Source organism: Nisaea denitrificans DSM 18348 (assembly GCF_000426505.1).
Taxonomy (GTDB): Bacteria; Pseudomonadota; Alphaproteobacteria; order Thalassobaculales; family Thalassobaculaceae; genus Nisaea; species Nisaea denitrificans.
In genome coordinates this window covers 81,353-103,367 of record NZ_AUFM01000011.1, presented here as the reverse complement: position 1 = coordinate 103,367, position 22,015 = coordinate 81,353, and the positions used below count along the sequence as shown (strand labels likewise).

Annotated in this window: 18 protein-coding genes; 5 read left to right on the top strand and 13 right to left on the bottom strand. The window is 60.6% G+C overall.

The annotated features are described in order from the left end of the window. Positions 1–9 precede the first annotated feature (9 nt). Positions 10–924, bottom strand: coding sequence for a ribokinase (locus tag K328_RS22035; RefSeq protein ID WP_036553015.1), 915 nt, complete (start codon positions 922–924; stop codon positions 10–12). A gap of 67 nt (positions 925–991) precedes the next feature. Here K328_RS22035 and K328_RS0101245 point away from each other — a divergent pair, with 67 nt between their 5' ends. Together K328_RS0101245 and bluB are read left to right on the top strand one after the other, a co-directional pair. After that, positions 992–2,419 (top strand): mannose-1-phosphate guanylyltransferase/mannose-6-phosphate isomerase, encoded by a 1,428-nt coding sequence (locus K328_RS0101245; RefSeq protein WP_028464410.1) that lies wholly within the window; start codon positions 992–994, stop codon positions 2,417–2,419. Continuing rightward, a complete protein-coding gene (bluB, locus tag K328_RS0101240) occupies positions 2,416–3,066 on the top strand; it encodes a 5,6-dimethylbenzimidazole synthase (protein ID WP_028464409.1) in 651 nt (216 codons plus the stop codon). The genes K328_RS0101245 and bluB overlap by 4 nt, the downstream gene beginning before the upstream one ends. A 10-nt stretch (positions 3,067–3,076) precedes the next feature. Here the strand turns inward: bluB and K328_RS0101235 are convergent, their stop codons facing one another. The 4 genes from K328_RS0101235 to pobA form a co-directional block, all read right to left on the bottom strand. Next, on the bottom strand, positions 3,077–4,693 hold the full coding sequence (locus K328_RS0101235; protein ID WP_084608202.1) for an MFS transporter: 1,617 nt from the start codon (positions 4,691–4,693) through the stop codon (positions 3,077–3,079). A gap of 97 nt (positions 4,694–4,790) precedes the next feature. Continuing rightward, complete coding sequence (locus K328_RS0101230) at positions 4,791–6,353, bottom strand: tetratricopeptide repeat-containing glycosyltransferase family protein (protein ID WP_028464407.1); 1,563 nt, start codon at positions 6,351–6,353, stop codon at positions 4,791–4,793. Further along, positions 6,340–7,995 (bottom strand): tetratricopeptide repeat protein, encoded by a 1,656-nt coding sequence (locus K328_RS0101225; protein ID WP_028464406.1) that lies wholly within the window; start codon positions 7,993–7,995, stop codon positions 6,340–6,342. The genes K328_RS0101230 and K328_RS0101225 overlap by 14 nt, the downstream gene beginning before the upstream one ends. 67 nt (positions 7,996–8,062) lie before the next feature. Next, positions 8,063–9,238, bottom strand: coding sequence for a 4-hydroxybenzoate 3-monooxygenase (gene pobA, locus K328_RS22030; protein WP_036553013.1), 1,176 nt, complete (start codon positions 9,236–9,238; stop codon positions 8,063–8,065). A gap of 154 nt (positions 9,239–9,392) precedes the next feature. On the opposite strand from pobA, the gene K328_RS0101215 reads away from it, so the two are divergent. After that, positions 9,393–10,310 carry a helix-turn-helix domain-containing protein gene (locus tag K328_RS0101215; protein WP_028464405.1) on the top strand — a complete coding sequence of 306 codons (918 nt, stop codon included), beginning with the start codon at positions 9,393–9,395 and terminating at the stop codon, positions 10,308–10,310. Positions 10,311–10,319: 9 nt separating this feature from the next. Here the strand turns inward: K328_RS0101215 and K328_RS22025 are convergent, their stop codons facing one another. The 5 genes from K328_RS22025 to K328_RS0101190 all read right to left on the bottom strand — a co-directional run bounded on the left by K328_RS22025 (position 10,320) and on the right by K328_RS0101190 (position 17,114). Further along, a complete protein-coding gene (locus K328_RS22025) occupies positions 10,320–12,275 on the bottom strand; it encodes a polysaccharide biosynthesis protein (protein WP_036553003.1) in 1,956 nt (651 codons plus the stop codon). A 99-nt stretch (positions 12,276–12,374) separates the two neighbouring features. After that, a complete protein-coding gene (locus K328_RS0101205; protein ID WP_028464404.1) occupies positions 12,375–13,400 on the bottom strand; it encodes an MraY family glycosyltransferase in 1,026 nt (341 codons plus the stop codon). Between the two features lie 45 nt (positions 13,401–13,445). Then, positions 13,446–15,068 carry a heparinase II/III family protein gene (locus K328_RS22020; RefSeq protein WP_051284269.1) on the bottom strand — a complete coding sequence of 541 codons (1,623 nt, stop codon included), beginning with the start codon at positions 15,066–15,068 and terminating at the stop codon, positions 13,446–13,448. 27 nt (positions 15,069–15,095) lie between these two features. Then, on the bottom strand, positions 15,096–15,761 hold the full coding sequence (rpe, locus tag K328_RS0101195) for a ribulose-phosphate 3-epimerase (RefSeq protein WP_028464403.1): 666 nt from the start codon (positions 15,759–15,761) through the stop codon (positions 15,096–15,098). 54 nt (positions 15,762–15,815) lie between these two features. After that, the gene (locus K328_RS0101190) at positions 15,816–17,114 is read right to left on the bottom strand and encodes an RsmB/NOP family class I SAM-dependent RNA methyltransferase (protein ID WP_028464402.1); all 1,299 of its coding nucleotides are present in this window, start codon (positions 17,112–17,114) and stop codon (positions 15,816–15,818) included. Positions 17,115–17,303: 189 nt separating this feature from the next. Here K328_RS0101190 and K328_RS22015 point away from each other — a divergent pair, with 189 nt between their 5' ends. Beyond that, positions 17,304–18,662: a methyl-accepting chemotaxis protein gene (locus K328_RS22015; protein WP_169721155.1), complete on the top strand. Its 1,359-nt coding sequence runs from the start codon at positions 17,304–17,306 to the stop codon at positions 18,660–18,662. Here the strand turns inward: K328_RS22015 and htpX are convergent. Next, positions 18,659–19,522 (bottom strand): zinc metalloprotease HtpX, encoded by an 864-nt coding sequence (gene htpX, locus K328_RS0101180; RefSeq protein ID WP_028464401.1) that lies wholly within the window; start codon positions 19,520–19,522, stop codon positions 18,659–18,661. The two genes, K328_RS22015 and htpX, sit on opposite strands and share 4 nt — an antisense overlap. Before the next feature lie 117 nt (positions 19,523–19,639). On the opposite strand from htpX, the gene K328_RS22010 reads away from it, so the two are divergent. Continuing rightward, positions 19,640–19,864 (top strand): DUF1674 domain-containing protein, encoded by a 225-nt coding sequence (locus tag K328_RS22010; RefSeq protein WP_036553001.1) that lies wholly within the window; start codon positions 19,640–19,642, stop codon positions 19,862–19,864. 26 nt (positions 19,865–19,890) lie between these two features. On the opposite strand, the gene K328_RS0101170 is transcribed toward K328_RS22010, so the two are convergent. Together K328_RS0101170 and K328_RS0101165 are read right to left on the bottom strand one after the other, a co-directional pair. Then, complete coding sequence (locus K328_RS0101170) at positions 19,891–20,853, bottom strand: dimethylarginine dimethylaminohydrolase family protein (RefSeq protein ID WP_028464400.1); 963 nt, start codon at positions 20,851–20,853, stop codon at positions 19,891–19,893. Between the two features lie 6 nt (positions 20,854–20,859). Then, a complete protein-coding gene (locus tag K328_RS0101165) occupies positions 20,860–22,011 on the bottom strand; it encodes a CaiB/BaiF CoA transferase family protein (RefSeq protein ID WP_028464399.1) in 1,152 nt (383 codons plus the stop codon). Positions 22,012–22,015 lie beyond the last annotated feature (4 nt).

Sequence of the window (22,015 nt, the reverse complement as noted above, 5' to 3'; positions counted from 1 at the left end):
TTGTCGTCTTTAAACGTGTAATACGGAAGGCAGGTCGGCCAGGGCCGCGTTGATCCGTGCCTCATTCAACTCCGGAGACTGGGCTCCTGGCAAGGTACAGATGACACCGCTCGCAGCCGCCGCGCGCCGCGCCGCGTCCAGCAAGCTCACCCCCCGATCCAGTGCAGCAGCCAGAACGCCGCAGAACGTATCGCCCGCGCCCACAGTGTCGACCGGCTGAATGGGCAGCGCCGGCACATGGAAACAGTGTCCTTCCGACGCGACGACAACGCCTTGCGCCCCAATGGTCATAATTCCAGTGCCCCGACAGAGCCCGGCGAGGCCGCGAGCGAGATCCACATTTTCAAGCCCGGCGCTGGCCCCGAGCAGGCCCATAGCCTCCTCCTCGTTCGCGATCAGAATGTCGACATCGGCGATGGCCGCCGGGGAGAGCGGACCAAGCGGGGCATCGTTCAGAATCACCCGGCACCCCCGCGTCCGGGCACGCTGGATCGCTGCTTCGGTATCAGCCTGAGGCAATTCCATTTGCAGAAGCAGAGTTGCTCCTTTGGCCAACAGATCGTCCGACAGCCAATCCGCCGATGCCTTCATATTGGCGCCGCTGGCAACCAGGATCTGGTTCTCCCCGCTCTCCTCGACCGATATGATTGCCGTGCCGGTTACACCTTCCACTGCATGAATGCCGGAAATGTTCACACCGGCATCAGCAAGCGCGTCCAGACAGGGCGCCGCGTTCGCATCCTGCCCGACAGCACCGACAAAGCGGACAGCGGCACCGTCCCGGGCAGCGGCGGCGGCCTGATTCGCGCCCTTTCCGCCAGGGCAGAAAGTAAAACTGTCGGTCAGCACGGTCTCCCCGCGCCGGGGTAATTTAGCAAAGGAAAAGAACAGGTCGGCGTTTATGGACCCGAACACGACGATCATGATCTGCTTCCGTCCGGTGCTGTATGTTAGTAAGCCTTTCTAGATATAGAAATTGCGAAGTTTGCACATGATTTATCCAGTCATTCTTTCCGGCGGCTCCGGCACGCGGCTCTGGCCTGTCTCGCGCGCACTCTATCCGAAGCAACTGCTGCCAATGCTGTCCGACAAGACAATGCTGCAGGAAACCGCGCTTCGCTTTCCGGAAGGCACGGGCTTCGGCGCGACCTCCGTGATCTGCAATGCCGAGCACCGCTTCGCCGTGGCGGAGCAACTGCAGAGCGCCGGTATCAAGCCCTCCGCGATCATGCTGGAGCCAGAGGGCCGGAATTCCGCACCTGCCGCCGCGATCGCCGCCCTGCATGTGCAGAGCATCGATCCCGAGGGACTGGTGCTGCTGCTCGCCTCCGATCACCGGGTTGAGCGGCCGGAAGCATTCCGAGCGGCCGTCGAAACCGGCGCTGTTGCAGCCCGCGCCGGACAGATGGTCACCTTCGGCATCACGCCTGACCGGCCTGAAACCGGCTATGGCTATATCCGGCGCGACGGCACGCTGGACGGTATGGACGGCTGTTACGCCATTCAGGGCTTTGTCGAAAAACCGGATCGTGGGACTGCGGAAACCTATCTCGCTTCCGGAGATTATTACTGGAACAGCGGCACCTTTCTGTTCCGCGCCACCGATTTCCTGATCGAATTGAAACGCCTGGCGCCGGATATCCTCAAAGCAGCCAAAGCAGCGCTGGACAAGGGGCTCTCCGATCTGGACTTCCGCCGGCTCGACGCAGACGCCTTTGCCAAGGCGCCTTCTATCTCACTCGATTATGCGGTGATGGAAAAAACCGACCTCGGCGCGGTTGTCCCTCTCGACGCAGGTTGGTCCGATGTCGGTTCCTGGAGTGCCCTCTGGGCCGTGCAGGACAAGGACACGGACGGTAATGCCGTGCAAGGCGATGTCTGGCTTCACAATACGAGGAATACACTGGTTCGAGCCGAAACCCGGCTGGTCACCGTGATCGGTGGTGAGGACCTGATAGTGGTCGAATCCTCCGATGCCATTCTGGTTGCGTCGATGGAGGCGGACCAGGACGTCAAGCTGGCGGTCGAGGCGCTGAAGGAAGCGGGACGCCCGGAGGCAATCAGCCATGCGACAACGCACAGGCCATGGGGTAACTACCGGAACATCGACAGCGGTGACGGGTACCAGGTGAAGCGGATCACCGTGACACCGGGCGGCCGTCTCTCCCTGCAGAGCCACAAACACCGTGCCGAGCACTGGACGGTAATCAAAGGCAAGGCCCGGGTCACGCGGGGGCCGACGATGGAGCTACTGGATGTGGTTCATCTCGATGCGGACCAGTCCATCGACATTCCGCTCGGCTGGATCCATCGTTTGGAGAACCCGACGGACGAGCCGCTGATCATCGTCGAGGTTCAATCCGGCTCTTATCTCGGCGAAGACGATATCGAACGCTTCGACGATCAGTACGGACGATGACCGGCGAGGGCCGAGTTCCGGAATTCGACGCCGCCTTTCGGGCGCAGTTCGAGCAATTGCTGCGTTGGCGCCGGGATGTCCGGGCCTTCCGTCCAGATCCCTTGCCTGAAGGTGCATTACAGCGGCTGGCGGAGATCGCTTCGCTCGCCCCCTCTGTCGGCTACAGCCAGCCCTGGCGCTTTGTCACCGTCTCCGATCCCGAACGCAGGAAGATCATCCGGACCGCTTTCGAGGACGCGAACAGAGAAGCGCTTGAAGGCTATGACGGCGAGCGAAAGCAGCTCTATGCCCGCCTGAAACTTGCCGGGCTGGATCAGGCGCCGGAGCAGATCGCCATCTTCACCGACCATGGAACCCCACGCGGTCATGGTCTCGGCCGGCAGACCATGCCGGAAATGCTTGATTACTCGACCGTGAATGCCATCCACACCTTCTGGCTGGCAGCGCGCGCGGAGGGTATCGGCGCGGGATGGCTGTCGATCCTCGATCCGGTCCGCGTAACCGAGGCGCTGGACGTACCGGAGGACTGGTCCCTCACCGCCTATCTCTGTGTCGGCTATCCGGCGGAAGAGTCGGAACGGCCAAAACTGGAACAGGTCGGCTGGGAAGAGAAAGCGGGCGAGAGCAGCGCGATACTGCTCCGCTGATTGCCGATTGCTAGGTTGTCCGGAAGCGCGTGGGCTGGATTACGGCAACAACAATCAAGGGAAGCGCCAGGGTCAGCACCGCAACGGTGATCAGCAGCATCCCGAGCTCGCTATAATCGGCTGGAACCTGAATTTCTCCGGTTGCCCTGTCCCGCACCTCGCGTGTGACCAGAAATGTCTGGTTCAGGTATTTCGTACCCAGGGCACCGGCAGACAGCCCCAAATTGATGAAGGAGGCCATGATTGCGAAGAAGGTCGCCTTCAAATGCACCGGGGCAGTCCTGGCAATCCAGGCCAGCACGGGGATCAATGAAACCTGACCGAGCGGCGATTCAATCGCCGTATCGATCAGGGCGATGAACCGGGCATCCACCACCCCGCCGGTCAGCGGTGCGGTCCATTCGTGGATGCCGTAATAGAGCGCGATATCCGGCAATGAGAGAACACCGGCAAACACCGACAGCAATACAACGATATAGGCGATCGACCGCGTTGCCATAAGCGGTCGCAGGATCACCATCCCGGCCATTGCAAGACCGGCGCTGATCAGTGTCAGAATCGAGAAAAACTGCTGATCGAAGCCGAGCTCGTCGATATTGAACCAGGCCGATCCGGCGCCCGGCGAGGGTATCGCGCGGAACACGAAGACGATAATCGCGGTCCCGATAAGCGCGAGCCGCTGGGCCGGCTCAAGCTCGGGCAACAGCCGGGAAATCAGGAAGCAGACGATTGACATCGATCCGGCGAAGACGACCTCCTCCGAATACCCGAAACCGCTCAGACCGACGCTGATGGTGAATCCGGCAAAAGCCAGACTTCCGCCGAGGATCCACCAATTCGGATCCGCTTCTCCGTCAGGCCGGAACAGCATTGAATCGACTTCGGACGGCGGCAGGCCGGTCGCGATCAGCTGACGCGCCCGTCGGCGCAGCATGACACCGCCGAGAATGACACCCACAACGGAAATCACCGGCACGCCGAGCGCGAGCAGATAGATATCGGCGTAGATCCCGACTTTCTCCGCCTCGCTCATGGCTTCCACACCGTCGAACATCGTGATGTTGACCACCGCCACCAGCGCGATCCCCCCGATCAGCGCAAACCGTCCAAGCATCTGCATGGTGGTGTGCATGGCCTTGACGTCATCTTCCGCGAACGGCTCCCCATGTTCGTCCAGGGCTGGAACCGCTTCCACGGTCATGGCGTCGGCAACCGCATCCTGCAGGATGTATCCCGTCGGTGACAGCAGCGCACTCAGCACGAACCAGGCTGTCGTCGGCATGACGGCAGCCATGGCTGTGGTATGCGCGATAAGCCCGTACATGATCAGCAAACTGGCCGAGACCAGCACTGCGCCGAGATAGACGAGAACCGACTTCCATTTCCAGATGATGTCGACCAGGTGCCCGACCGGCATTTTCAATGCCCAGGGAATACCAGCCCAGAACCCGAGGGCAGCAAGGAATGCCGCAGAAAGGTCGAGATATTCCTTCACGAAGAAGGTGCCAACGATCGACGTCAGGCCGGAGATGCCATAGGCGAGGTAGACCATCAGGGGCGGCAGATAGGACCAGCGCATCTGCTCCAACAGCCCTACGATGACCTCGTGCAGCCAAGTCTTTCTCATTTGCATCGCCATGTCTGCCTCAGTTAATCCTGTCACTCTGCCCGACGCTGAACATCGCACCTAAGCCTTTGTGAGCCTGCTCAAGGCCACCTACTTTTCATTCGCGGGATTGCACCCAAGCGGACAGTTCAGACTGAACCTGCCGGAAAACGGGTTTCCAGTCGCCAGGCACCGGTTGCCTGAACAGGCGGGCATTGGGATATGCCGGTGTCCGACTACCCTTCCGCAGCCAGATCCAGCTCGGGCCAAGTCCGGAAGCGAGCAGAACCCAGACTGGTGTCGTGGTCCGGGCGGCAATATGGGCCGTCGTATTGCCGACCGTAATCACCAGATCGAGTTCAGCAACTCGTTCCGCAAAATCTAGCGTCGGACTGTAGGGATCGAAGCCCGGTATGGATTCGATCTCCTGGAACATCTTCCAATCCCGCGCGCCTTCACCATATTGCAGCGAAACGAAGCAGCATCCCGGAGTCTTCAGAAGTCTCGCCCAGTCCTCAAGAGCCGTGGATTTGAGGCCACCGATAATTGGAGCACCAGACCACCAGGAAATGCCAATGCGCAGCTGATGACTGTTCCGGCGCGGCCTCTGAAGAACCCGTTCCCTGCCACGTTCGCTCAAGTCCGCCGGCCCGCGCGCAAAAAAACGCCCAACGAAATCGAACGGGTAGCAGGCTGTTGCCCGCCACTCCGCGCCACCGGTCAGGACTTCATCGATTGAATCGATCACCCTGACTTCAGGATACAGTTCTCGAAAAAGCGCGCGGTTCCTAGGGTCAACAAGGAGCGTAACCCGGTCCGCGGCCTCCACCGCCCGCTGCAGGAAAATCGAGAACTGCAACTCGTCACCAATCTGATCCATGCTCCAGAGCAGCAAAGACCCACTGGCCAGCGGGCGGCCCTCCCATTTCGGGAGTCCCTCAATCGGCGGCAGCCATGCGGGTAGCCTGAAATACTCGAGACGGCGCCAACCTTCCTGAAAAGCGCCAACAATCATCAGAGCGCGCCCCAGTTCGCCTTGCGCTTCTCTGCTCTGCGGATTGACCGCGACCGCGCGCCGGAACCACCCGACTGCCCCACGAGGGTCGTTTTTTCGCCGACGCCAGAGACCGCAATTGCGCAGAGATAAAAAATCGGCGGGCGTCGCACTCAGAGCTCTACGAACCGCCTCTTCGGCATCCTCGCCACCCATAATCAACGCTTTGAGGCGCGCTATATTACCTAGTGTTCCGGTGTGCAGCGGACGTGCGATCTGCGCTCGTCTGAAGTTCCCGAGCGCGTCCTCCGGCTGGTTGGCCCTGTCATCCGCGTTGCCGAGATTGTAGTGACCGTCGCCGTTTTCCGGTGCCATAAGCGCCGCGCGCCGGAGCATGGAGATATTGTCCTCCGAGAGCCCGGCCAGCGTGAAAAGCTCGCGGTGCAATGGAACGACGCATCGTCCCGGAAGTGCCGCTGCCGCCCAATGCGCAAAGCGGCCGGAATCCGATGAAGCGCCAATGGTTCTTGAGGAAAGGCTGAGATAGTAGCAACTCGCCGGGTCGAAAGGCGCCAGCAGCAATGCCCGTCGCGCCGCTATCAGGCTGGCCGTCGATTGACCCGCGACGGCAGCCTCAGCGGCCTTCTGGCGAAAATGCGCCGCGTGCCGCGTGTCAGCCTCCACCATGCCCGAACAACATGGTGATATTGATCCGCCGATGGATATAGCCGTCCTTGAACTTGAAACGGTCTGTTTCGTGGAACAGCCGCGAGTCGAACAGCAAGGCCCGATTCTCACGGTTAGGCACCCGAACCGGGTTATCCCTCTCATCGCCGAGGAAGTCGTAAATCTCTTCCGCCGGTGCAGCATTATAGCGCTCGAAAGTCCAATCTTGCGGGGCTGGTTTCCGGAACACCAGCAGACCACCGGTTTCGGGTTCCAGATTGGACTCTGCGTGATTAATCCAGAAATTGACGTTCACGGCGGCAAAATCGGCGTGTGGATTGATGCCGGCCATGTGCTGATCGTATTTGTAGGCCCACATCATTTTCAGATTGTGTGGACCAAGAATGCGCGGCAATCGTTCGCGCAAGCCGCGCCCGATGGCGAACAACAATGGATCGTTGAAGCCGGAGCGGTAGTAGGCACCGAGATAACCAGCGCCTTTCAGCTGATGCCAGATCGTCGATTCGAAACAGAACCGACGCAGCCGGGCGAGAGCGTCTTCACTCAGCAAGGCATCGATGGCAATCGCACGTGGATCGCCATCCAGATAGCTTTCCTCAATCTTGTTCCAGTCCAGGTCGGTGTTGAGAGGATTGGTATCCCCCCAGCCCGACGCGGCAATATAGACGAGACGATTGTAGGATCGCTCAATCCGACCATATTCGGCATCATCGAGATTGAAGGAAATTGCCCCGCGCTGCTCCTCGCTCAATCCGTCCAGAAGAGCTTGATAGGCTTCCCATTCCGATTTGAAATTGTCCGGCAGAACGTCACGTTCGGACAAATAGCGGTATTGCTCGGCATCATGCTTCAGACGATGGCGGGCACAGGTCCGGTCTACCGGTTGTACCGGCATCAAGGGCATTTCAGCGTATTCGGGAGCATCCTCTAGCGGACGACCGTGAACAAGCCGCGCGCGCCGGGCATAAGGCTCTGCAGCAGCCTCGAACCTGCCCTCATCGATAAGCGTGACTCCGAGATTGAACCAGATGTCGGGATTGTTCGGCTCCCGCTTCAGCAAAATCCGGTAGAGCGCCTCAGCCTCGATGTTTCGGCCATTCTGCTGCAGCAGAAATGCGCGATGCATACTGGCCCCGAGATCCGAAGAATCCGCATTGAGCAAGCGATCGGTTGCCCGCTCGACAAGAACCGCGTCGCCCGCGCCCTGTGCAGCCCCCAGCAGCAGGCCGCTCTGCTGATCCGGAGCGATGGCAAAGGCGCGTCCCGCCGCCAACAGGGCGCCAGCCGTATCGCCTTCGGCAGTAGCAGCTTCGCTTTGCAGCGTATAGGGGCCGATGCCTTCCGGCGCCAGAACCTGGGCCTTGACCGATGCAAGCCGGGCAACCTCCTTGCTGCCCGCCCGATGGGCCGCAAGAGCCAAATTCGAATGCACGGCAGCCACCCCCGGAAGCCCTCGGGCAGCAGCGGCATAAGCTCCTTCGGCCTCCTCGTTTCGTCCCTGCTTCAGGCGAATAATGCCGAGATAGAACTGCGCTGCCGGCTGGCGCGGGTTTTCCGCAACAATGGCAACAAGACCCGGCTCGGCGGCGTCAATGTCGCCCGCCTCCACCTGCTTAATCAAAGCGTTAATATCGTGGCTCATGCATCGGTCATAGCGCGTTCAAGGCTTGGCGCCAACTGGCGACATCATCCTTTATCGCCGATTTCGTTCAACCGAACGGAAGGCCGACATAATTCTCCGCGATGGTCTTCCGGCCCGCTTCCGAGCTCGTGAAATAGTCGAGGTCGGCAATCTGGATTGCCTCATCGAACGGCTCTCCGTCAGGGAACTTGTGCAGCAGGCGGGTCATGAACCAGGAGAACCGCTCTGCAGCCCAGACACGTTTCAGCGCAGTTGCCTCATACGCATCCAGCAAATCAGTTGAACCGCTCTTGAAGAAGGCCACGAGCGCATCGTTCAGCACCTTGACGTCACCAGCCGCAAGGTTGAGCCCCTTGGCGCCGGTCGGCGGCACGATATGCGCGGAATCACCGGCCAGGAACAGGCGGCCATGACGCATGGTCTCGCAGACGAAACTCCGCATAGGGGTTACATCCTTGCGCAGGATCTTGCCTTCGTTCAGGCGGAAGCCGTCTCCGGATTCCAGCCGTATGTGAAGCTCGCTCCAGACACGCTCATCCGGCCATTCATCAAGGTTCTCTTCCGGATGGCACTGCAGATAGAGCCGCGTCACTTCCGGCGAGCGCATGCTAAACAGGGCAAAACCGTTCTGGTGGTAGGAATAGATCAGCTCATCCTGGGCCGGAGCCGCCTCGGCCAGAAGACCGAGCCAGGCAAAAGGATAGACTTTTTCGAACAATTTCAGGCGGTCCTGCGGAATGGTCTGACGGGAGACACCGTGAAAGCCGTCGCACCCGGCGATGAAATCGCAAGTCAGCACAACATCCTCACCGTGCCGGGTGAAGCGCACCGACGGACTGTCGCTCTCGATATCGTGCAGCTGGACATTCTCGGCCTCGAACAGGATCTGCCCGTCGAAATCCTTCTTCAGCGCGATCAGGTCTTTCACCACCTCCTGCTGGCCGTAGACCGTCACTGTCTTGCCATCGGTGAGTGAGGGAAAATCAATCCGGCGCTTCTCACCGCGGAACACAATATCCACCCCTTCATGAGGCAGGCCCTCGCGTGCGAGACGGTCTCCGGCGCCGATCGAGTGCAACAGCTCAACCGTCGGGTGCTCAAGGACGCCTGCTCGGATCCGGCTCAGCACATACTCTTCCGAGCGGGCCTCAAGAATCACACAATCGATGGCGCTTTGACGCAAAAGTTGAGCCAGAAGAAGGCCGGCGGGACCGGCTCCGATGATAGCGACCTGTGTTTTCATTCTCTGGATCCTCCTGAATATCTTAAGTTTTATCCCGGAATCCGAAAGCCGCTAAGAGAGGTTCAGGACAAAGAATTGCATTTTCCGGCCAAACCGATCTTTATTAGAAGCGAGCGCGCTGATTTTTTGAGCACCGGAAACCGGCAATTTTAGTATGAATTCCATCCCCTCCTTCAATCTTTATCTCGACGGCGATGGAATTGTAGAACCGCGATTCCTGCATATCGAAACGATTCCAATGCGCAGCCGGGAAAATGATTGGACAATCCGGCCACACCGGCATCCGGAGCTCTTCCAATTCCTGCTTCTCACCGCGGGCGCTGCCGACATGCAGCTTGAAGGCTCGACAGCACGCCTCGTCGCGCCCGCCTTAACGGCCGTCGCGCCGAACGCGATTCATGGCTACGTCTTCCGGCCAGACACTGAAGGCTATGTTCTGACAATCGCGGAAGCCTACCTGACCGAACTGGTCAAACATGCTGATGATGCAGCGGCGCGGGACGCTATTCGAACGTCAGCGATTGTGCCACTTGCCGAAGACTTGCGAACGGTTGAAGAGATACGTCTTGCCTGCGAACGGGTGATCCTCGAAAGCCGACGGGAAAAAGCGGGAAAAAATGCTCTGGTAGCGGCAGATTTGCTCCGCATCCTCGGCCTGTTCATCCGCCTTACCGAAAGCGCCAGAGAGTCCAAGAATGCCGCCGCTGTACCGGACAATTTATTCGAACGGTTCCGGACACTGGTGGAAGAATGCTTCCGCAACCAGCTTACGATTACGGATTATGCAGAACGTTTGGCAACGTCCGAACGGACCCTCCGCCGGGCAACACAAACGTGCTCCGGACGCACACCTCTCGAGATACTGAAACAGAGAACTCTGCTTGAGGCGCAGCGCGACCTGCTCTACACGGCAAGGTCCGTCGCTGAAGTCGCCTACGGCCTTGGGTTTGAGGACCAGGCCTATTTCAGCCGTTTCTTCGCAGCAGGAACCGGCCTGACACCAACCCAGTTCAGAAAACAGCACAAATCCTATCTGACGGCCACGCCGGAACCCGATACGGCGAATGTCTGAGCAAATCTTCTAGGCCGGACGCTCGACTGCATGCGCCTCCGGGGGATGAACTTCCGGCTCCCCCACAACCGCACCCGTTTGCCCGCTGAACTCGGGCACAAGCCGGGCCAACAAGCCAAGAACCTGCTCGCCATTGCGCTGCCGCCCGCTCGCCTCGATCTCGTCGAGCACCCGGGACAGAACGGCAAGATCGGCTGTGCGCGGAGAAGCGCGATGAATGCCTTCGATCTCGGTTGCGATCAGGGCCTCGGCGTCGTGGAACAGCTCCTCGAAAAGCTTCTCGCCTGGACGCGGCCCCGTATAGGTGATCTCGATATCGATACCGGGAGTAAGGCCGGACAAACGGATCATCTGTGCCGCAAGATCGGCGATCTTCACCGGCTCACCCATATCGAGGACACAGATGGCGCCACTTTCCCGCGCCTCGGCGCTTGTCCCCGCATCCATCGCGGCAGCCTGCAGAACCAGCTCCACTGCCTCGCGCACGGTCATGAAATAGCGGGTCATGTCCGGATGGGTAACGGTCAGGGGACCGCCCCGGGCCAGCTGACGCTTGAACAGCGGAATGACCGAACCGGTAGAGCCGAGCACATTGCCGAACCGAACGGTGACATAGCGCGGACCGCCCCGGCGCGCCTCTTCCCGGTCTTTCGCCTGGCAATAGGCCTCGGCCGTCCGCTTGGTGGCTCCCATGACATTGGTCGGGTTCACCGCCTTGTCCGTGGAGATCAGCACCATCTCGCCCACGCCGTGCCGTGCGACGGCATCCGCCACATTGCGTGTGCCAATGACATTGGTCATCACCCCGTCGGTTGGATTGGCTTCGACCAGTGGCACATGTTTCAGCGCCGCTGCGTGAAAGACGATATCAGGCGCGAAGGCAGAAATCCGTTCATCTACTGACTGGGCATCGCGGACGTCGGCGAGCAATGCCTTGCGCGGCAGGTCAGGGAACTTTTCGGAGATTTCGAGGTCGATCTGATAAAGCTGGAATTCACCGGCATCAAGCAGGGCAAGCTCTGATGGCCCGAGTGCAGCGATCTGGCGCGAAAGCTCGCCACCGATGGTCCCGCCAGCCCCGGTGATCATCACCTTGCGGCCGCCAATCAGGTCAGAAACCCCTTTGCGGTCCAGAACCTTCTGCGGCCGGCCGAGCAGATCTTCCACATTGACAGAACGCACTGTGTCCACCGATCCATCGGCGCCTTCCAGCGACGCCATCTTCGGCATCCGGCCAACGGCGAGGCCAAGATTGTTCGCTCGATCCAGCAGATCGCGGATCACGGCGCCCTCGATGGACTGCCGGGTGATGACGAGGCGCTGCGGCGCTGTATCCCGCTTGCGCAAGTCGGCCACGACCTTATCCAGCTCGTCCAGAGTGCCCAGCACCGGCACACCACGGATCATACGGCCGACACGACCGCCAAGATCGTCAACAATCCCGACAACCCGGTAGGGCGCATCCTTCTCGCGGCCCATTTCACGAATAAAGGCATCCGAGCCGTCCCCGGCCCCGATCAGCAACACCGGAACCCGGTCCGCAGCGTTTCGCTCGAACAGGCTGGAGAAAGCCCCATCCTTGACCAGCCGGTAGGCAAAGCGCGGCCCAGCCAGCAGTAGCGTCAGGACGAAAAACTCGATGATCAGGAAAGAACGCGGGAAATCGTCCAGCCGGGTAGCGAGGAACTGCACGACAAGAAACAACGCGATGCAGACAACCACCGCCCGGACGATCCGGCTGAGGTCGCTCATCGAGGCGTAGCGCCAGACTGTCCGGTCGAGGCGCATGGAAAAGAACACAACGGCAGCAACGCCGGTAAAGGCAACCAGTCCGAACCCGACCACCTCACGCGGCCAGACCAGAATGTCCTGGCCAAGCCGCAAGGTCAGCGAAATCAGAAAGGATAGAGCCGCCATTCCGACATCGTGCAGGAAGGTCAGGAAACTGCGCCTAGAGCCGAACATTGTCACCGTTCTTAACTTCCCCGCCCAACGGGCCCGAAACGCCAATGACCATAAACCAGTTGTGCCGGGGCGTCTGCCCCTGCCGAGCCGCACACCGTTTCAGACCGCTTGCTCCACCTTCCGTCCGCCCCGGCGGAAGAGAAGGCAAAGCAAGATAACCGCGACCAGCCCTGCAAGCACGGAGAACACCGGATAGGCCGGTGCTACGAACAGGGCCAAGGTAATCAGGATGATATTAAGCGCCAGAATGGCCAGACAGGCACCGGCATGACTGAAGCCTCGCTGCGTTGCCTGCTGATAAAAATGCTGACGATGCGCCTCGAAGATATTTTCCCGCCGGAGCCCGCGTTTGACCAGCGTGAAGGTCGCATCGAACAGATAATAGCCCGGCAGCAGCAACACCACTGCCCAGCCTGAAGACCCATCCGAAGCGGCGCCGGTCTCAAGCAGCATCCATCCGGCGAAGAAGCCGAGTGGGATGGAGGCGACATCGCCGATAAATATCTTCGAGGGTTGCCAGTTCCAGACCAGAAAACCGGCAATCGCCGCAACCATTGCCAGCGCCGGAAGCTGAATAAAGGCGCCAATCCCGCCAAGCACGGACAATCCGAGCAGACCGCCACCAATGCTGATCGTCTCGATCCCGGTAATGCCGTCGATGCCGTCCATGAAGTTGAACAGATTGACGAACCAGAGCCAGGCGAACCCGGCGATCGGGAGTTCGATCCAGACCGGTATCAGACCATTGCTGAGCCCCGTGTCCGGGACCGTCACCAGCAACCCGGCAGCAACGGCCGCCGCCTGCACCAGCAACCGGAGACGGGCCGGCAGGCTTTTCAGGTCGTCGATGAAGGACAGCACGGCAAGGCCGGCTGTCAGTCCGGCAAGCAGCAGGGATTTGACATCGAGGTTTCCCTGCAGCGCCAACCAGCCGATCCAGCCGACAAGCATCACCGTGACAACGGCGATCCCGCCACCGCGCGGCTTCGGCACAACGTGGCTGCTGCGCTCGTTCGGAACATCAATCACGGCGCGGCGCGTCAACAAAGTGATCAGCGCGCGTGTTCCCAATAGCGAGGCAGTGAACAGGACGGCGAAAAGGATAAAGGCTGTAAGCAGTTGCATGGGCGCTCTTATAGCTTTCCGGCGGCCATAAGGGCCAGCCGATTGTCAGCCCGCCGTCTTGCTGTCTTCGCGCTGAAGGGCCCAACGGATGGCGACCTCCCCGGTCGCCCGGATATCATCCAGCGGCTCACGGATCACCAGTTGCTCGCAACGCTGGAACTGACCGCCCCGCCCGAAATAGACGCTCTCGTTCAATGCCAGCCCCCGGTCGCAGCGCAAACGCCAACCAGAGCCGCTGCCGAGCCTGATCAATGCCGCAGATCCGCCCTGGATGATGGAGGCACGGACTTTCGGATGCAGATGCAGCCTAATACAGGCTTCCTTCGGCAGATCTCCGGGATCGCCAGTATAGACCAGCCGGTCCTCAACCCTGAGATCGTTCCCCGCATGGGACAGATAGACGCGGCGGAAATGTTTCAAGCCATGGGTCGGCAGATAGCCGTCATGCTCCGCCTCGATCAACAAGTCCCCGTCATTTTCCGAGCGTTCGGCCCGCACATTCGCCGGTCGGGCGCCGGTAACGCCGTCCGACTCGATATCGGCTGCGTTGCGATCATCCACAACCAGTGTCGAATGCGCCGCCGTGGCACGGAGCGCACCGTCCCATTTCGGATCCATCGGGCTTGCGCCACAATTCACGATCATCCGCTGCTTGCCAACACTGAGCTCGAAGGAGAGCATTCCCGCATGGGCGGTGTGATCGGCAGGCGAAGGCTTGCCCGTGTCCATGATCAGACAAGTCCGCCCGGCAACAAGGCGTTCAAAACCGCTGTCCGGAGCGGAGGCCAGCGACTTCCGCTTGGTTTCGGCCTGCGCGATCAGACTGTCGATGAACCAGACATCTCCTTCGGTCGCATGATTGAAAAGGGCCAGCCCGCCATCGCCATGCCGAAGCAAGCGCAGCATCGCCGTCATCATGGAGATGCGCTCGTCCAATGCCTCGTCAGCATGTTCCGCCAAACGCAGCGCTTTCCTGATTTCGACCAGATCAGCGAGTACGGAAACCTGCATGGCAGGTGAGCGGGAGACATGCCCGCCATCTGCTGCGACCTGCCGGTCGAGCTCGCGATGCAGCCATTGCAGGGCCTGGGATATCTTGCCGTGACCTTCACCAATCACAGCCATCGCGGCGAACATGCCTTTCGCCGCAAGCAAACGCCGGGCACCCGATGCCGAGGCCTCGATATCGCCGACCAAATGCCTGTATTGGCGGCCGATGGACTGGAAGAAATCGGCGCGGAATTCATCATCGGCGGAGCCGCCGAAGAAGTCGTAATTGCCGATCCAGGAGGACAGGCGTGCGCCGAGAATGTCAGGACGCCAGAGCAGAGCATCCCATTCGTCATGCCGGGCAAGCCAGCCATCCACCAGATCGCGGGCCCGCAGCCGGGCAGCTTCACCGCCAAGTTCGCGAAGATCCCGCAGCCAGGAAAATCCGTGCAAATGCTCCAGCGCGCCGGGCTCTCCCGGCTCTGCGTTCCATGGATCTTTCTCGAGCTTGAAACTGCCGAACGCATAGGGCACGCGCCCATCGAGGATCGCACGCGCGATCGACGTATCGCCCGGCAGATCGTCCGAGAGCCGGTCCTTGAAGCCAAGCAACGGCTTCGCAGCAAGGCGCCAGCGATAGACCGGCGAGGCGAAATAGAGTTCCTTTAAAGTTCGCATGCCCGCCCCCAAAGGCTCAGCAGAAACTCAACTGTCACCGCGAATGGCCGCTATATTCGCGGCATAAGCATCCGGACCGCCCTTGAAAACTGCAGTCCCGGCGACCAGCACGTCGGCACCGGCGGCGATACAGCCCGGCGCGGTCTCGATCGTCACCCCGCCATCGACTTCAAGATCGATGGTCCTGCCGGTAGCGTCGATCTTCTTCCGCACCGCCTCGATCTTGCGCAATTGGCTGTCGATGAACTTCTGCCCGCCGAAGCCTGGATTCACCGACATGATCAGGATCAGGTCGCAAAGGTCGATAAGATTGTCCACGACCTCGACCGGCGTGCCCGGGTTGAGCGAGATCCCGGCCTTCTTGCCGAAGGATTTGATCAGCTGCAGCGTGCGGTGGGTATGCGCGCCCGCCTCCGGATGCACGGTGATGATATCCGCACCGGCATCAACAAAGGCTTCGATGAAGGGATCGACAGGCGAAATCATCAGATGCACGTCGAATGTCTTCGCCGTGCGGCCGCGCACAGCCTTGGTCACGGCCGGACCGAAGGAGATGTTCGGAACGAAATGGCCGTCCATGACGTCGACATGAATATAGTCGGCGCCAGCCTTGTCGATGGCTTCGATTTCCGCTCCCAGCTGGGCGAAATCCGCCGCCAGGATGGAAGGTGCTATTCGTGTATTCTGCTGCATGGCTTTCACCTAACAGGTTGCCTGACGGTGGACAAGTATGGGCACTGAAACAGCTTATACCCGCTTAAACCGCGCGATGAAGAATCCGTCGAAGCCACCCAACTCCGGATAAAGATGCGGACCAGTGCGGACATCGCCATCCGGGGTCAGCAGCTTGTCCAACCCACCCAGTTCTTCCACCGTCACCGGATCGCGTTCCAACGGCAATTCGGCCAGTGCGCGAGCAACTTGGGCCTCGCCCTCTTCCGACTGCTGGGAACAGGTGCAATAGACCAGACGCCCACCCGGCTGCAGCATCCCCGCCGCCTTGGCCAGCAGCTTCGCCTGCAGTGTCGTCAGCTTGTTGAGGTCCCCGATGCCCTTGGCGTGCAGGATATCCGGGTGCCGACGGATGGTGCCGGTCGCCGTGCAGGGCGGGTCGAGCAGGATGGCCTCGGGCGTGTCCGGTGCTGTCCAGCCGGTGATATCGGCGACGGCGACGCCCGCGCGGAGCCCCATGCGCTCAAGATTGCGTTCCAGCCGCTTCAGACGCTTGGATGAACGATCAACCGCCAGCACATTCGCCCCCATGGACGCGAGCTGCAGCGTCTTGCCGCCGGGTGCGGCGCAGAGATCGAAGACCCGTTTGCCTTTGACATCGCCAAGCAGCTTGGCCGGCAGCGCGGCGGCGGCGTCCTGCACCCACCAGCCTCCTGCGTCAAACCCCGGCAGGCCGGTGATCGCGCCGTCGAATTCACGGCGCAGCGTACCCGTCGGCAGCAATGTGGCTTCCAGCTTTTCCGCCCATCCTTCCGGATTGCTTCTGACGGAAATATCGAGCGGCGGCTGGGTCAGGGAATATTCGGCAATCGCATGCGCAACCTCGGCGCCGAAGGAAGCCCGCCAGCTTTCTATCATCCAAGGCTGATAGTTCATCTCGATCGGAAACTCTTTCAGACGCTCCGTGCCTTCACGGGAAACCCGGCGCAGCACAGCATTGACCAGGCCCTTAAATTTCGGGTGCCCCCGGCTTTCCACCATCGTCACCGCGCTGTCGACTGCCGCATGCGGCGCGACATCAAGGAACAACAGCTCGGCCACGGCGAGCCGGAGAACGTCATGCACAACCGTCGCCTGACGCGGCAGGGGTTTCTCTATCAGGGTTTCGATCAACGCATCGATCTGGCCGAGCCGGCGCAATGTCATGCCGACGATGGTGCGGGTGAAACCCCGGTCCCGGCGCGGCAGCAGGTTGAGGCCGTCATGTACGGCCAGCGCATCGTCCAGCGGCGTCCCCTTGGTCAGCACCGCGCGGAGAATATCGAAGGCGACGCTCCGGGCTGCGGAGACGTCCTGTTTTCGCTCTGTTTCCATAACCGTCGCTTACCCCAGCCCCCGTTTTCTGGCCAGTATTTTCGCAGCAGGGCGGCCATGCATTCGCACACGGACCTGCTGCACGGTCATCGAACCATCACTGGTAGATAAAGCTTGGATGCGTTTGGTATTTCTTAACCAAAACGGGTGATTCTTGTACCGAACTCAGAAATGCGGAAGGACAAGGTCTTGGCTGAAAACATCGCGCTCGACGACATCGTGCTCTTGCCGGACTCCTTTATAGACGCTCTGCTGGCCCGTAACGCAGATCTACTTGAGCCCTATTTTGGCGACCGAACGGCTGAAGTCCTCGCCTCGTTCCAAAGCCATTCGCAAGACGCCGAAGGCCAACTCAAGCAGTGGGTCGAAATGTCGGTGACCGCGAATGATAGCGTGCGCCAGGTTGCCGAGATGACCCGCTCCGTCCGGGAAGTCGACTCCCGGACCCAGTCTATCGCCTCCGCGGTCGAAGAACTTTCCGCCACCGTGAACAGTATCACTGCGACCTCCGAATCCGCCGCGGCGGAAGCACATGAGGCCGTCGCCGTCTCCGATACGGGTAAACAGGCTGCATCCAATGCGGTTTCCGCCATGGGGGCCGTTTTCGAGGTTGTGCATTCAGCCGTGGACAAGGTTGGAGCGCTGGCCGAAGCCTCGAACCGGATCGGTGAGATCGTCTCCACCATTGAGGCGATCGCCAAACAAACCAACCTGCTTGCCCTGAACGCCACGATCGAAGCCGCCCGGGCCGGAGAAGCCGGAAAGGGGTTTGCTGTCGTCGCCGGCGAGGTCAAGACCCTCGCCAATCAGACGGCCGAAGCCACGGACGATATCCGCTCACGCATCACCGAGCTCCGGTCGGAGATGGATACGATTGTCACCGTCATGAAGTCTGGCGCGGAAACGGTCGATACCGGCCGGCAATCCATCGAAACAGCAGGATCCGAAATGGATCGTCTCGCCAGCGGCATCACTTCCGTGACCGACCGCATGGAGGAGATTTCCGGAATTCTGATCGAGCAACAGTCCGCGACCGAGGAAATCGCGGGCGGTGTCGGCGTTATTGCCCGGATGAGTGCGGAAAACGTCTCGCTGATCGATGGAGCCATCGAATCTCTCGAGCGGACCGCGCCGATCATCTCGACCAGCATCGAGGCATACGTGCTGGAAGGAATTCCAAACGCAACGATCCATGCCGCGAAGTCGGATCATATGATCTGGATGCGCCGGCTTGCCCAGATGCTTGCTGGTCGCGCGTTTCTCGATCCGCAGGAACTGGCGGATCACCATAGCTGCAGACTGGGCAAATGGTATGACGCCCAGACCGACCCGGAGCTCACCGGCAATCCCGCCTGGGCCGCCCTCATGGAGCCTCACAAGGAGGTCCATCGTGCTGGGATCGCCGCCGCCGAGACTTTCATGTCCGGCGACATGGACGGGGCTATCCGGTTGATCTGGGATGCCGGCGAGGCGTCGAAGGAGGTCATGCGTCTTCTGGACGAATTATCCGGCCACGTGACGGAGCAATCCGACGAAGAAGAAGACTAGTCCCAAGGCCCTCGACTGGTATTGCCCGCCCCGGCCATTCGCTGTAACGCGGCAATGCGGTTCTGCGTATTCGGATGGGTGGAAAACAGGCTGTCCACGGCATGCGCGTGCAGCGGATTGATGATGAACATATGCGCAGTCGCCGGGTTGCGCTCCGCCGCATGATTGTCGATCGTGGCCGCCCCCTTCTCCAGCTTGGCCAGTGCCGAGGCAAGCCAGAGCGGACGGCCACAGATTTCGGCACCGAGCCGGTCAGCTTCGTATTCACGCGAACGGCTGATCGCCATCTGCACCAGCATTGCCGCCAACGGCGCCAGAAACATCATCGCCAGCGTGCCTATCAGCCCAAGCGGGTTGTTTCGGTTATTGCCGAAGAACAGTGCGAAATTGGCCAGCATGGAAATGGCACCGGCGATGGTTGCCGTTATCGTCATGATCAGAGTATCGCGGTTCTTCACATGCGCCAGCTCATGCGCCATGACCCCGGCGACCTCTTCATGGCTCATCCGCTCCAGCAGGCCGCGTGTTGCGGCCACGGCGGCATTTTCCGGGTTCCGTCCGGTGGCGAAGGCGTTCGGCTGATCCTGTTCGATCAGATAGACCTTCGGCATCGGCAGTTCCGCCCGGCGTGCCAGTTGCTGAATCATATCGTGGAGCCACGGCAGGTCGGCGCGCTGGATTTCGCGTGCGCCATACATGCCGAGCACCATCTTGTCGGCGTTCCAGTAGGTGAAGAGATTCATGCCGGCCGCGAAGACCAGCGCGATCATCATTCCCGCCTCGCCGCCAAGCATGTAACCGACGCCGAGAAACAGCGCCGTCATTCCGGCCAAAAGCAAAGCGGTGCGAGCGTAGCCCATCTATTCCTCTTAAAGGTTTCCGTTATCCGGCATCATGGCCGGAACGACTGTTAAGTGGGCATCGGGAAAAACGGATCAAGGCTTGGCGCGGCGCCTACCAAGGACCATATATAGTTTATGAGCGAGACCAAACGCACCTTCACGCAAGTCACCGTCAGCGGCACGAAACCGTCACCCGACAGGGCGCCAAAACCGGTCAACGCCGAAACCTTCGTCACCCCGCCTCAATTGAAGCCGGAGACGAAAGGCACGCCCGGTCAGGAAGAAATCGGCGGCTATGATGGACCCGAGCCGACCCGCTATGGCGATTGGGAACATAAAGGTCGCGTGACCGACTTCTGAGCAACCAGCCTTTGCTTAGCGGCTGATCAGCTAACAGCTTCCCGGTGCACCACACCCGTGAGGCAGCCCATGGCGCCAGCGGCTTTCACCAGCTCCGAGCAATCCACGGTCACGCATTCGACCCCGGCATCCTCATAGACTTTCTGAACGGAATCATATCCGGCGCACATCAGGACCTTGCGCGGCGCCAGGGTGACGATGTTCATCGCCCGGTTCAGTTCAAGGTCCGGTCCTTCCGGCAACCAGATGATCTCGTAGCCACGCTCCTCCAGCGCCCGCACCGTGGCGTGTGGTGTGCGGCGCCACCAGCAAACGGCCAGATCCTTGTCGACGATCCGCAGCAATCCCATGAAATGCATGCAACCGAACGGCATATCGACCGGGATGACCTCGACGCCCATGCCGGTCAGCACATCATCAATCTGTCCCACGGCCTCGGCATTGGTCCGTTGCCCCATGCCGACCATCACCGTTTCCGGATCGAGCCACATCGCATCCGCGCCTTCGAAAAGGGCATTGCCACGCAAGGTACTCTGGATCGGCACGCCGATATCTGCCAGCCGGCGCGCGATCAGTCGCTCCTCGCCGGCCCGGACAGTCGAGGCCGGACGGGCCAGAATGGCGCCTTCAGGCGTCATAACGAACAAGTCGGCGCAGAACATCTGGTTCGGCGTCGGCGTTGCCGGTGGGTCGACGTAATGCACCTCGACACCGTGCGCCCGGTAAGCCTCGGCAATCCCGTCATGCTGGGCGCGGGCAAGACCGAGATCCACCGGCGCCAGCATCTGCACGGCATCAGGATCGTTGTGGGAGATGTCGAGCTCCGCACCGGGACGGTGCATGACCACGCTTTTAAGGGGCGCCCATTCGCTATCGATACCCGATGGCGCCCAGAGATCGCCAATCTCCTCGCGGTGGGTTCGGTCCCGTCCGGACCAGCCCGGCCCGCCATAGGCGGACGTGTTGAACAGCCCCTTACGATCACTCATATCAGTTTATCCTGTTTTCTTGACCGCCGGAGACAACGAAGCCAACACGGATTCCGTATCGCCGCCAAGTGACGGGACCGGATGGCGCAGCTGTGCCGGTGTGTCCGAGAGTTTAACCGGGAACCCGGTCATGCGGATGATCGTACCATCCGGCTGCGCCACGTCCAGAACCAGATCCTGCGCAAGCACCTGCGGGTCGCTGAACACCTCCTGCAGATCCATCACCCGGCCGCACGGACAGCCGGCCTTGTTTATCGCCTCGATCCAATGATCCACCGGCTGTTCCGCCATCCGCGCGTTGATATGCTCGTTCAGGGACGGCCGGTTCCGCACCCGGCGCTCGTTCGTCGCGTAATCCGATTGCTCCAGCAGATGCCCGAGCCCGATACATTCAAGGAACCGCACCACGAAGGCATCGTTCGACGGCGCCACGGCGACTGTGCCGTCGGACGCTGTAAACAAACCGTAAGGCGCGACGATCGGATGGTCGTTTCCGGTCCGCTTCGGTACTTCGCCTGTGGCGAAATACTCCGCCGAAAGATACCCGAGCATGCTGATCAGGCCACCGGTAAGGGAGGATTCTACCCTTTGCCCCTTGCCGATCCGCTTGCGGGCATGCAACGCGGCAAGCGTACCGAACGCGGCATAAAGGCCCGCGATAAGGTCGCTCATCGGCGGCGCGGCACGCATCGGATCGCCGCCGTCCGCCCCGTTCACGCTCATGAACCCGCTCATGGCCTGGGCGATGAAGTCGAAGGACGGACGATCAACATAAGGCCCGGTTGAGCCGTAGCCATTCACGCTGGTCACAACCAGATCGGGGTTCAACGCGGCAAGGCGCGCCTGATCGAAGCCCATCTTGTCCAGCACGCCCGGCCGGTAGTTTTCCACCAGCACGTCCGCGCCCTCGATCAGCCGGGCGAGGGTCTGCTTCCCCTCGTCCGTGTAAAGATCGAGGACTACCGATTTTTTGTTCCGGTTGAACTGGGCGAAATACCAGCTCATGCCGTCGCGGGTCACGCCCTGCTCACGCACCGGATCACCTGTAGGCGACTCGATCTTGATGACGTCCGCTCCCATATCGGCCAGCAACTGGGTGCAGAACGGCCCGGCGAGAATCCGCGTCAGGTCAACGACCTTGATGTCAGAAAGCGGCATGAGA